Origin of the sequence: Trichococcus sp. K1Tr (genome assembly GCF_028309625.1) — a bacterium.
Classification (GTDB): domain Bacteria; phylum Bacillota; class Bacilli; order Lactobacillales; family Aerococcaceae; genus Trichococcus.
Genome location: NZ_JAQMHR010000005.1, coordinates 126,283 through 139,725, shown reverse-complemented (window position 1 = coordinate 139,725; position 13,443 = coordinate 126,283). Strand labels below are relative to the sequence as shown.

Below are 13,443 nucleotides of genomic sequence, written 5' to 3'. Positions count from 1 at the left end.
TTTCTTATTCTGGCACGTAATCACCATCTAAGTATTCTTCGGAAAGTTCTTTAATGGTTCCATCCGCTTTTAATTCCTCTAATGCTGTGTTCACGGCATCGATAAAGGTTTGATCGGTTTCTTTATTGAATAGCAAGTAAGCATCCGAATTATGGACTGGTGCACTGCCGATTGCTAAGTTTTCATCAAAGGAATTATTCCAGTTATCAACTTGATATTTTGGCGCTAAACTTGCGTCCACTGCTCCTGAAGTAATAGCTTGAACAATCTGTTCGTTGTTGTATTCGCCATAAACTAGTTCAAAAGCGCCCGGATTTTCTTCTAAATACGTTTCAGCCATTGCTGCCTGATTCGTCGCAGTAGTGGCGTAAACTTTTTTCCCGGCAAGATCGTCAAAGGATTCATAAACCGTTCCTGCATCCGGATCTGAGACAATATACGTATCCCATACAACGTAACCAACATCCCCGTATACAAATTTCTCTTGGCGCTCTGCATTTACTTCATATTCATAAGCCGCCATGTCAACCTTATTGCTCTCTAAATTTGATAATGTTGTGGGAAAGTCCGCTCCTTCAAAAGTGAACGTGTAATCCGTCAGTTTTTCATCAATGGCTTTTACTACAGCGACATCATAGCCATCGTATTCGCCATTTTCATCCAAATAAGCATACGGCAGAGCTTCATTCCCTGTACCTACTTTAATCTCTGTCGCTCCGCTGTCTGCTGCACTCTCAGTATCAGCAGAACCGCTGCTGCACCCAGCCAATACAACCCCTGCTACCAATAAACTTGCTCCGAAACCCAATGTTGACTTTTTCATAATAATTCCTCCTTCAATTTATCTCGATTTTTTGAACCTTTTTGATTTGAACCTTTTTATTTTTAATAAGTAGTAATCTCGGCAGTTGGAATGAAGATTTTTTTGCTTCTGTGAAATTCATCCGTTTCTCCAACAAGGCAAAAACTCGTTCAAGAATAATGCTCAATGCAATAAACAGAACAGCCGCGCCTACGTAGCCTTCCAACGTGTGGAAGGTCACAGCACCAATGGCCCGCGCTTTCCCGACCACATCCACAATCCCGATCGTAAATGCCAACGATGTATCCTGCAGCAATGCGACGGTAGTGGTACCAAATGATGGTAATGCCACGAGAACAACTTGAGGAAGAATGACACGCAGGTACATTTGCGACTTCGTCAATCCACATGCGATGCTTGCTTCTTTCTGCGTGATAGGAACACTCAAGATTGCGGCTCGAATGGTTTCGGATTGAAACGCTGCGGTATTCAATCCATACGTGATGTAGATGAAAATAATTTTGTCCCATGATGACACATCAATTTGGATCGCCTGTAAGAGGCTGGGCACACCGTAATAAACGATGTATAACTGGACTAGAATCGGCGTCCCACGAATAAAGGAAACAAATACTGCGGCTATCTGATTCAATATCGGTATTTTTTCCACCCGTACGAACGCAATAAAACTTCCTAACACCAAGCCTACAAGAGTCGCAATGCCTACAATCAACAATGTCACGGGCAACGCACTGAGAATTTTAGGGAAAAACTCCCACACTAGATCCCAACTAAAGAAACTTGACATTTTATTCCCTCCTCTCACATTTCGTTAAATTCATTACTGTCAGAACTTTCTGAACTTCTTGAATTTCCAATAGAATACCTTACTACCCGCTTCTTCCACAATATGCTAGGGCTTTTCTATAACTTAATTCGTAAATATCGTGCTTTTGATTATGAAAATAAAAAATGAAGCGTAACCATGGTTATTTTATTTTGTGGGGAAAGAGGGAGGGGATTGCTTGGATCGCAGGGCAACCGGAGGAGCGAAATCTGTTTTTTGCTCTTCTCCGGTTGCCGGGTCCTCGCCGGAGATCAGATCCCACATTGACCCCTCTCCTCCGGTGGCGCGTTCCTCATCGGAGATGAAGGATCATTTTCGGTGTTGACCTCCGGCCTGAGGGTCCTTGGCCGGAGGTGGTGCCATTTTCGAGGTCTCCGGTGATCAACCGCCATCATCTGTAACACGCAAAAGAACCGCAAACGTCAATATATCAACGGTTGCGGTTCTTTATTAGTGTAATTTTATTTTGCATCAGGTTATTAAACCCAATGTCATAGGTAATAATATAAAAATCAATTAAAACCTGACTCTATAACATCAAACACTTAGAAGAGTTCTTCTCTGGTAAGAAATCCTATTGTTGACCCTCGAGAAACTAAAAAATTCAATATCGTCAATAAGTTTTCTCTAAAAGTCGTATTTTTTCTGACATCATTTGCATACTCTTTAGAAAATCTAAGCACCATTTCTTCTAAATAATATACAGTATTAGAGTGTAGTTGTGAATGAACTAAATAACCATTTTCTGAAATCAGAGTTGATATCCATGTCACGCCTTCTTTAGTGAATGAATAACCAATACTATTAGCAAACCTCGCTATTGCCTCTAAAGTTACTGGTAAAAAACCTAAATCTTTTACTACTTTATCAAAGAAACTTAGGTGCTGTATCTTAAATCCAGCCCATTCTTTTTGTTTATTTCCCCAAAAGTTCCAGGCAAAACAATAGGTAGAAATTACGCCATCAAAATCATAAGAATTTTCATTTTTAATCACTAATTCCTTATATGGGTTGACAAGTCTGACTATGGGCTCATACAAACTATTCCATATTTGCCAAAAAATGCGATTATCTTTTGATCTATCATGTTCGCTTATTATATGAGACAGGTAACTTTCAAAATCTCTAGAAATAGCCATACAAGATTCTAATGTTTCAATTAAATCTTTCCTTATTTTCTCAGTTGTATGGTATGTGTGTTTTGCTAACCAAAAAATATATTGAGCTTCTACATCATAATTCCTATATCGCTGAGTATCTCCTCTATAACCATCTTCAAATATCACTTTCCATATTGGAGGGCCTAATTTCTTTAAAACAGTCCAATTTGACTCGCTAAGAGTATCAAGTAGCATCATTGTCTCCATTAGTTCATTATAATTTAATGATGAATACTCACTCTCATCTATTTTTACTGTCCCTTTAAAAATTTTCCGAAGATACATCTTCTTTTTTTTGATAAATTTTTCAATTGACTTTGTACTAACCCCTTCTGATTTAATCCAATCATTGAATTCCTTTTTAAGCAATACAAATATCTCAAAAATTAGCTTTGCTTCAACTGGATTCTCGCTCCACATCTTACTAGAAAATATCTTATAAAAGTCCTTTTCTCTAGAATTATCTAATAATAATGCAATTGAAAATGAAATACTGTAATTAAATTTTTCCTCCAAATCATTAGCGTTCCTAATCAAATATGGCAAACTATCAACAATAGCAATAGTACCATTGGAGATGTTATCTATCTGATTTGTGGTGTTCAACAAACTTAATTTTTCTTCCAATATTTTTACACAATACTCTTTTTCACCAATTGAAAGTTGTTTTTCAAAAAATCTTAGTAGCACTGCAGATATATAAACAGGAGCACTCTCTATTATATTATCATATACATATCCTTTATTTATATTATCTAGTATCATTTTCATTTCATTAATTGCTTTTGCTGGCTGCGTCTCATATTCTTCGTATTTTTCTGTAGATGATATTTCTTTAAATTTATCTCTAGCCCATAAAGAAACTCTTAAAAATTCATATTTCAGATTTGTTTCTTTTTCGTTTTTTTCTCGCAATACTCTTAAGTCCTCATCCTCATCAGCTTCTAAAACAATGTATTTTTTTCCATCTATAATTTTTTCTGGTGTATTACTAATCTTAAAACGTCTTAAATCTATTCGATTTAACGCATAACGCAAAGTTGTATTTTTAGTATCTATACTCTCACTTAATAAATCAAGACAACTATAAAGTATTTCAGTTCTTTCTATGAATTGTTTTTCTTCACGAATCCCAGATGATATCTGATAATCAACTATTACTTTTTCTAAGCTTTTTTCTCTAAAAGGCAGGGCATTTGATTTAAACCGTTCTTGATCGTACTGATAACTAGTTCCTAATATGCCTCTAGTCATATTTGCCATATCTTCACTTGCTAACCGCCCGTTATCTAAAGAAAAAATATGCTCTCCTAAAGATATTAAGCTGCAAGCAGTAGGAAATAACTTGTCAGGGAAAGACAGCACTACACTATTTATTACAGAGGTTATTGCAATAGACTTTGAATTGCGTAAAAAATGTTCACATAACATATTAGCCTCATCATCATCTACAGAAGAAATAGTATGTAAAAGCCACTTTTCTAACGCCATTAGAATGCAATCTAATAAATTAGGTCCTGCCGATACCCCTCTATGCGACATCCACAAACGATGGCTACATATCTGAGTAACTTCTGTGCCATCCTGCAGTTTCAAAATAACTTGATAAGTTTCCATATACTCTTGATTTCTTTCAGAAGCTTCAAAATTTCCTGTAATTTCATTTATAAACTTTAAAACAAAAGGAATACCTTTATTGGGAACATGTTGGAGCAACATAAAGGTAGGAGTCCACAAAGCACTTGTTGGATAGTAGTCATGATTTGTACTATTCTTTAATCCAAAATCACTTTCAATACTATCTCTATCATAAAATCTTGGACTAAATGGATCATTTGATTCCTCAGTCTGATTCCTCTTCCAAAATACTTCACAAAGCTTTATAACCGTGTCAGGCATAACTTGGCAAGGTATATAGCTATTAACACAATTCCCCAAAAGAACTTCAACTAAATCATTATACTTGTGGCGATGATTTAAATAATTTTCTTCAAGCATAGAATTAAAAATTTGTAGTAGCTTCTCTTTTAGTTCTACTGAAGCTTCTAGAATAGTTACACTTATTTTTTCTTTTAAGTCTCTATCTATTCGATATTTAAATTTAGAATCTTCAAACAATCCGTACAGATACAATGCAATAATCCCCGCATACTTTGTTGTTGCCCCATGCTTAACATTTTTTATCCAACTTGAAACCACTTCATAAACCAATGGTACCAAACCTTCATTCCAGTTTATTTCTGTTAAATGCATATATACATATTTAATCAAATACTCCCAACCAGCACCTGATGGCTTTGTATATCGATATAATAGATTAACTCTAGAATCTATTTCTTCTTGAGTTAGAATTGAAGAAGCAGAATTATAATCTATCATTTTACATGCAGTTTTCAGTAAAAAAATGGAGCGCATAAGTAATTCACCATCTTCATTAAACAGCTCTTCTAACAGACTGAGCGCTCGATTATCCGTTTCAAATTCCATTAAGGTAATTAAAATTTCATCTTTCCATATCTTGTTAATAGTTTTATTAGTAATTGATTTGACAATAAACTCAGCGAAATCATTATCCTCAGCTTCATACAATCTGTCATAAAGCCACAATCTATAATGCTTACGCATGATCATACTAATATGGAGTGAACTATGAAATTCTATCTCATTTCCTGAAATTTCATACACGGACGTGATTAAATATCGAGCAACTAGTTCTTCGTAAATGTCATGCGCAAAATAATATCCCTTGTACACATCATCGTAGTCAACAACTCCATCCTCTTTTAAATTTTGTAGCATTTCTCTCTCTTGAGAAACCTCACTGAAATAATAAGAAGAGGTGGTCTCTAAAATCCCTTTAAACATGTTGAAAATCGTCTTCTCACGAGCAATTGAATTGAATTCAGTATCGTGAGGGATTCCTTTAATCCTAGTATCCCAAATGTGCTCAAAAAATAGATTTCTAGTCTTAAAAGAATCATTGTTTTTATGATAGGTACGTATATATAAGTCCAAATAGAATAGATTACGTATCAAATCTTGCATTTTTTCATTTGTCGGACAGGGGATATCACAAAGTTCTAGGAAATCTTGCATTTTTTGAATTGAGATTAATTCTAATTGTTTTTCTGAGCAATCATTATCTTTTAAAACATAACTAATATAATTACCTTTGTAGGAAAGTCTAATTGTATGAACTATTTTCCAGTTATGTTTCACTGCCTTATTCAAAAATAAACCTAACACTTCTTTTGGCATACTAAATATTTTTTCAGCTGAATCTATTATAATTATTTTATTTTTGCTATCATCAAATGCACTAAAAAAATCATCTAAGCTACAATCTCCAAACTGCCTACTGAACTCAGAAAGTGTATTAAAACCAAAATCAGTTGCTTTATATACAAAGATTGGAATATCACTGTAATTTTCAGTGTAAAATGATTTAATGAACCCAGATTTTCCAGTACCAGAATCTCCATATATCAGCAAGTGTTTTTGGTCAGAACCTAAAAATTCTGAGAAAATAGAATCTGTGTACTCAGTTTTTAATTCTTGACATTCGTATTCAATTAAATTATCTATTGTTTCAACTAGCGTCTCCGAATGTGACCTATTTTGTTCAATAAACTGTCTGATTCCTTTTTGGGGGTTGAAAAAGAAATCCCTGATATATTCAGGAATTTCAGGTAAAAAAAGCATACGTTCTATATGGCTTGGTACTCTCCATTCTATACGTACATTTCTTACTTTTGCATAATTTTCAATATCTGCCTGATACTTTGGGATTTTCCTTTCTTTATTGCTACTTTCTGATAGTTCCTTATTTACATACACAATAATTTTAGTTAATGCGAAATTTTTTTGTGTTGCTTTATCTACCATATTTTGGAACTCAGAAACCCGATCTGATATCTTTGTAGAAGCATCATAATATTTTGCTTGAAATCCAATAACCTGATTATCAAATTCAATAGGTTCAGTTTCTATACCCGCCTGATTAAAGTATCTAAACATTCCAGTTTCTTGATTGAATTCATGACAAAATAAAATATACGCTAAATATTCAAATGTATACTGTGTACGACCTGAAAATATATATTCAAAAGATTTCCAATCTACTTCAACATTATGATACATTCCGTTCACCTCCTAAATAATTTGAAAAGGAATTACTATTTTCTGGTCAAAAAACTCTTCAAATATCCTTAAAAGGATACAAAAGCTGTTTGTTAATCCTATTATATTCCATATGTATTTAATATTCAGCGCAAAAAATATTTAATCACATAGAATTTATTACCTGAATAATTCATACCTGTACAATAATGATCCATTGCTATAAATTATTCGGAAATCAGTACTTTTTGTTATGCTTCAGATTTATCCCAAAGATGGCTGTCATCAATCTGAATAAAGCCTTCCGCCGGTTTCAAAAGGTTGTGGTTTGCTTTTAAACGGATCACAAAGGAACAGTCATAAGCATCACAGAGATCGTAAAGGTCCGGAGTAGCAACCCGCTTTCTCCACGGACGAGAATATTGCCGACAGGAACCCCTTGGTTGTAATGCTCAAAAGAGGCTCTACAATAATGCTATTGCCAGTAGACGTGTAGACATTGCCAGAACGAAGTTCTGCTTTTGAGAAATCTCCCGTCAGACCATCGAACGCGACTAACGGATGTTACCCATTGGTTTGATCATGAGCATTGTAATTAGTTTTCTCTTGTTTTCCATACGTATCTGAATGTATTGCACACAAGTCAAAGATTATTTCAGTCGTATTTCTTGCCAACCGCACCTTATCGATCATGGCTTGGTTAAGCCCTTACAGCTGAGAAATATTTTCTTCGCTTTTGCAATCCCGAAATCGGGAAAGTGAATCCTGTGAGGCAAGACCGGATTTATCCAAAACCATCTTGAAAATAGGGTCTTGCTTCATTAGGTTTGCGGAGGAGTCGGTCGAATAGCCGGCGATGTTTTGATAAATTAGCTGTTCCATCAAAGAAAAATTATCATGGGTATGATAGAGTCGTTTGTCCTCTATTTCGAGGCATTGTTTTGATAGGTCGAAAAAATTAAAGAAATCCATAAATTCTTTGAGAAGAATCCGTTCAAAGTCAGTGGATAGATTTCCACCCGTATTTGAAACTGTCATTTGAAACCGTCATTTTATAGTTGAATTCCATCTTTTTTCATGTAATGCAGCCATTGAGAGAACCCCTTTCTATGGTTGTGTTGTGGTGACTTAACCATATCAGATTGGGGTTCTTTTTGTATACCCAAGGGGTATTTATCGAAAAAGTGAAAAATGCTATTGCAGCAATGCTAGTAATAGCTGTTTGAAATTGTATCAATTATTCAGGTCATATTGGTACTAGTATTGGTTCTACTGTTATTTTCCAACATCAAAAAAAGCTAGGAACATCGAATTAACGACGTTCCTAGCTTCTATTTTTTCATTATCCCACTGACCCTTCCATCTCATACGCAATAAGTCTGTTCAACTCGACTGCATACTCCATCGGAAGTTCTTTGGTGAATGGCTCCACGAAGCCCATGACGATCATTTCGGTCGCTTGGGATTCGCTGAGGCCACGGCTCATCAGGTAGTAAAGTTGCTCTTCGGAGATTTTCGAAACTTTCGCTTCGTGCTCCAGGGAGACTCTGCCGTTGTGGATTTCGTTGAACGGAATCGTGTCGGAAGTGGAGATGTCATCCATGATGATCGTATCGCATTCGATATGCGAGATCGATCCTTCCGATTTCTTGCCGAACTTCACTTGTCCGCGGTAGTTCACTGCCCCGCCGTCTTTGGCGATTGACTTGGAGACGATCGAGCTGGACGTGTACGGTGCGTTGTGGATCATTTTCGCGCCGGTATCCTGCAGTTGTCCTTTGCCGGCGAAAGCTACGGAAAGCATCGTTCCTTTGGCACCACGTCCGTTCAGGAAGATACTTGGGTATTTCATGGTCACTTTGGCACCCAAGTTGCCGTCGATCCATTCCATTGTCGCATTTTCCAGGGCTACTGCACGTTTCGTCACCAAGTTGTAGACATTGGCTGACCAGTTTTGGATGGTCGTGTAGCGGCAGTAAGCATCCTTCTTCACGATGATTTCAACGACTGCGGCATGCAGGCTGTCGGCCGAATAGGTCGGTGCGGTACAACCTTCAACATAGTGGACGCTGGCGCCTTCGTCGACGACGATCAACGTGCGTTCGAATTGGCCGGAGCCTTCGTTGTTGATACGGAAGTAAGTCTGCAACGGCACATCGCATTGGACGCCTTTGGGCACATAGATGAACGTGCCACCGGACCAAACGGCCGAATTCAAGGCCGCTTGGAAGTTATCTGTCGGTGGTACAACAGTGGCAAAGTGTTCCTTGAAAATTTCCGGATATTCCTTCAGGGCTGTATCCGTATCGGTAAAGATGATGCCCAATTTCTCGAACTCGTCCTTCATGTTATGGTAGACGGCTTCCGACTCGTACTGGACCGTTACGCCGGCCAGATATGCGCGCTCGGCTTCAGGTATCCCGATTTTTTCGAAGGTTTCCTTGATTTCGTCAGGCACATCATCCCAAGTCCGGGCGACTTTATCAGTGGCCTTCTGGAAATAGGTGATATCATCGAATTTCAGAGTGGATAGATCCGGTCCCCAATTCGGTAACCCTGCTTTTCTGTATGCTTCCAATGATTTCAGACGGAAATCCAACATCCATTGCGGTTCATCCTTTGAATGGGATATTTCCCTGACGATTTCTTCAGTCAGTCCTTTTCCGGTCGAATAGAGGATTTTTGCGTCGTCATGAAAGCCAAATTTATAATCGTCAACTACTGGTACTTCGCTCATATAATCTCTCCTCCATGCGGGGATTCCGCTTGTTCTTCCCCTTTTTCTTTTTTGTCTTGGAGAATCGCTCTTTCCAAAGCCTTCCAAGCCAAAGTGGCGCATTTGATGCGGGCCGGGAATTTTGCGACGCCGTTCAAGACGATCGCTTCGCCGAGGTGTTCTTCATTCGGCTCAATTTTGTCCTGCACCAGCAGGAAAAATTCTTCCGCCAAGGCCAATGCTTCTGCCTTCGTTTTGCCGATGACCACGTCCGTCATCATGCTGGCGCTGGCTGTGCTGATGCTGCAGCCGTGGCCTGAAAATTTGGCCTGCTTGATGATGCCGCCATCCATCGCCAACTGCAACGTGATGACGTCGCCGCAGGTCGGGTTGTTCAGTTCGATCTGTTCGTCGGCGTTTTCCATGGTGCCGTAATTGTGCGGATGACTGGAGTGGTCAAGAATGACATGGCGGTATAGGTTTTCTAGTTTAGATAAAGCCATCTTTGAAAAACTCCTTTATTTTATGCAAGGAGGCGATGAATTGATCGGCCTCTTCGAATGTGTTGTAGAAATAGAAACTCGCCCTGGCTGTCGAAGATACGTCCAAATAACGCATCAACGGCTGCGCGCAGTGGTGGCCGGCGCGGACAGCGATGCCTTCCATGTCGAAAGCCGTAGCCAAGTCATGCGGATGGATCCCTTCCAGATTGAAAGTGATGACGCCCGTGTGCTTTTCCGGATCGGCAGGACCGTAGACAGTGATGCCTTCGATCGCCTGCAGTTTCGGCAGCACGTAGCGAACCATTTCCTTCTCATAGGCTTCAATGGCATCCATGCCGATCGCTTCCAGATAGTCAACGGCAGCGCCAAGGCCGATTCCGCCGGCGATGTTCGGTGTGCCCGCTTCGAATTTCCAAGGCAGAACACTCCAAGTGCTTTCCTGATCGTAGACGAAATCGATCATTTCGCCGCCGAATTCGACTGGCTCCATTTTTTCAAGCAAGGCTTCCTTACCGTAAAGCACACCGGATCCGGTAGGACCGAGCATCTTGTGGCCGCTGAATGCGTAGAAGTCGGCATCCAATGCCTGCACATCGACCTTCATGTGCGGCGTCGATTGGGCGCCGTCCACGACGATGTAGCCGTTGTGCTGGTGGATCAATGCGGCCAGTTCCTTGATCGGGTTGGTGATTCCCAACACGTTTGAGGAATGGCAGACCGACAGGATTTTGCCTTTTGCAGTGATGACTTCGGCCGATTTTTCGACATCAACGAAGCCGTCCGCAGTCAACGGCAGGTAGACCAATTTGGCCTTCTTGCGTTTCGCCAACTGTTGCCAAGGAACCACGTTGGAGTGGTGTTCCATCGGCGTGATGTAGATTTCATCGCCCTCTTCGACGATCAGATCGCCGAACCCGACAGCAACCCAGTTCAGGCCGGTTGTCGTGCCACGGGTGAAGAGGACTTCCTTCTCAGAAGCGGCATTGATGAAGCGGCGCAACTTTTCGCGGGCGGCTTCATAGGCTGAAGTCGCGCGTTCCGCCAAAGTATGCACGCCGCGGTGGATATTGGCGTTGTCCTGCTCATAGTAATGTTGGATGGCTTCCAGCACCTGTTTCGGTTTCTGTGAAGTGGCCGCGTTGTCCAGATAGATCAGCGGCTCGTCGTTCACGGTCTGGAAAAGGATCGGGAAGTCTTGTTTGATTTTTTTTGCATCGATCAAAGCTTCATCAACTTCCTTTCGATCATCTCAACCAAACCGTCACGGATTTCTTTGACCGGGATGGCCGCGATGACCGTACCCAGGAATCCGCGTATGACCAGACGTTCGGCTTCTGCCTTAGGGATACCGCGGGAAAGGAGATAGAACATCTCTTCCGGATCGACGCGTCCGACGCTGGCGGCATGGCCGGCTGTGACGTCGTTCTCGTCGATCAACAGGATCGGGTTCGCATCCCCTCTGGCGTTATCGGACAGCATCAGAACGCGGCTTTCTTGCTGCGCGTCGGCGCCCTTCGCGCCTTTGATGATGTGGCCGATGCCGTTGAAGGTCAAAGTAGAACGGTCCATGATGACCCCGTGCTGCAGGATATGGCCGATCGAGTGCTTGCCGTAGTTCGTGACGCGGGTATCGATGCCCTGCACTTGTCTGCCTGTGGAAACAGCAACGACTTTTATTTCGCTGTGGGAACCGTCGCCGATCAGATCGGAATCGAAATCGGAGATGACATTGCCGTCATTCATGACGCCGATCGCCCACTCGATGGAAGAATCCTTCAACAGATGGCCGCGGCGGTTGATGTAGACGGATGTGCTTTCGCCCATGGTGTCGACTGCAGAGAATTTGACTTGCGCGCCCGTTTTCGTGATGACTTCAACGATGATGTTGGCGCTGTTCTTTTCGTTGCCTTCGGTTTCGTAGCGCTCCACGTATTTGACGGAGCTGTTCACGTCAGCGACCAGAAGCACGTGTTTGACGAAGCTTTCCTTCACGTGGGAATTCTGGATGAACAGAGCTTCCAACGGTTCTTCGATGACGACGTTCTTCGGCACGTAAAGGAAGACGCCGCTGTTCATGAAGGCTGTGTGGAAAGCGGTGAAACGGTCTTCTTCCGGCTTCACTGCTGTCGTCATGTAGTATTCTTGGACCAATTCAGGATAATCCTGAGCGGCTGTATATAAGTCGGTGAAAATGACGCCTTGATCGATCAAATGCTGTGGCAATTGCTCCATCAGCGTCACATTTCCGTATTGTACGATTTTCGGTGTGTCGCCCAAGTCGTATTGGAGACCTTGGCTGTTGACCAATTCCTCGCCGTATGCACCGGCAGAGATGGTTGTGTCAAGGAGCGGCCAACGGTGGTAGCTGATGCGTTCCATCAATGGGAAAGCTTGCTCTTCGTATTTTTCCAGCCATTCCAAACGCTTCGTGCGCATCCATTCCGGTTCTTCCTTTTCAATGGAAAACAGGCGAACCGCATCCAACAAGGACGTTTTTTCTTCGTTCAGCATGTGACGTCCTCCTATTCTTCATCCAAATGGATATCTAGACCTAATTCGTCGCGGATGCCGCGGTAGCCTTCCGCTTCCAGACGTTTCGCCAAGCTGGCGTCGCCGGATTTCACGATGCGGCCGTCCATCATAACATGGACGAATGTAGGGTGTACATAATTCAAGAGACGTTGGTAGTGGGTGATGATCAGGACGCCGAAGTCAGGACCGGCCATCAGGTTCACGCCTTTGGAAACGACTTTCAAAGCATCGATATCCAAACCGGAGTCGATTTCGTCAAGGATGGCGAATTTCGGTTCGATCATCATCAACTGCAGGATTTCGTTGCGTTTCTTTTCTCCGCCTGAGAAGCCTTCGTTCAAATAGCGTTCAGCCATTTCTTCCGGCATGTTCAGGATTTCCATTTTTTCGTCCAATTTTTTGATGAAATTCATGACCGAAATTTTGTCGTCTTCCGGGCGGCGGGCATTGATGGCTGCGCGCATGAATTCAGCGTTTGTGATGCCGGCGATTTCACTCGGATATTGCATCGCCAGGAACAGGCCTGCGCGTGCGCGTTCGTCGACTTCCATTTCCGTCACATCTTGGCCGTCCAACAGAACTTGGCCTTGTGTGATCGTGTAGCTCGGATGACCCATGATTGCTTGTGACAAAGTCGATTTACCCGTTCCGTTCGGCCCCATGATGGCATGGATTTCACCGGTGTTCATCACCAGGTTGACACCCTTCAAAATTTGTTTATCCTCAATGGAGACATGCAGATCTATTATTTCTAAAGTAGACAT

The 13,443-nt window shown here is 41.4% G+C and carries 8 protein-coding genes and 1 pseudogene; all 9 read right to left on the bottom strand.

Annotated elements, in window-relative coordinates:
• Positions 1-4: 4 nt before the first annotated feature.
• On the bottom strand, positions 5-823 hold the full coding sequence (locus tag PH235_RS09955; protein WP_272162183.1) for a transporter substrate-binding domain-containing protein: 819 nt from the start codon (positions 821-823) through the stop codon (positions 5-7).
• A gap of 13 nt (positions 824-836) precedes the next feature.
• The gene (locus PH235_RS09950; RefSeq protein ID WP_272162182.1) at positions 837-1,610 is read right to left on the bottom strand and encodes an amino acid ABC transporter permease; all 774 of its coding nucleotides are present in this window, start codon (positions 1,608-1,610) and stop codon (positions 837-839) included.
• A gap of 584 nt (positions 1,611-2,194) precedes the next feature.
• Complete coding sequence (locus PH235_RS09945) at positions 2,195-6,949, bottom strand: ATP-binding protein (RefSeq protein ID WP_272162181.1); 4,755 nt, start codon at positions 6,947-6,949, stop codon at positions 2,195-2,197.
• Positions 6,950-7,185: 236 nt separating this feature from the next.
• Positions 7,186-7,966, bottom strand: a pseudogene (locus PH235_RS14590) (transposase); the annotation flags it as partial.
• 304 nt (positions 7,967-8,270) lie between these two features.
• Complete coding sequence (gene sufB, locus PH235_RS09935) at positions 8,271-9,665, bottom strand: Fe-S cluster assembly protein SufB (protein ID WP_272162179.1); 1,395 nt, start codon at positions 9,663-9,665, stop codon at positions 8,271-8,273.
• A complete protein-coding gene (sufU, locus tag PH235_RS09930) occupies positions 9,662-10,147 on the bottom strand; it encodes a Fe-S cluster assembly sulfur transfer protein SufU (protein WP_272162178.1) in 486 nt (161 codons plus the stop codon). The genes sufB and sufU overlap by 4 nt, the downstream gene beginning before the upstream one ends.
• Entirely contained in the window at positions 10,134-11,369 is a 1,236-nt protein-coding gene (locus tag PH235_RS09925) for a cysteine desulfurase (RefSeq protein ID WP_272162177.1), read from the bottom strand. Before PH235_RS09925 ends, sufU begins: the two co-directional genes overlap by 14 nt.
• Entirely contained in the window at positions 11,366-12,658 is a 1,293-nt protein-coding gene (gene sufD / locus PH235_RS09920) for a Fe-S cluster assembly protein SufD (RefSeq protein WP_272162176.1), read from the bottom strand. Before sufD ends, PH235_RS09925 begins: the two co-directional genes overlap by 4 nt.
• Positions 12,659-12,669: 11 nt before the next feature.
• Positions 12,670-13,443, bottom strand: a complete 774-nt coding sequence (gene sufC, locus PH235_RS09915) for a Fe-S cluster assembly ATPase SufC (protein ID WP_086629058.1) — start codon at positions 13,441-13,443, stop codon at positions 12,670-12,672.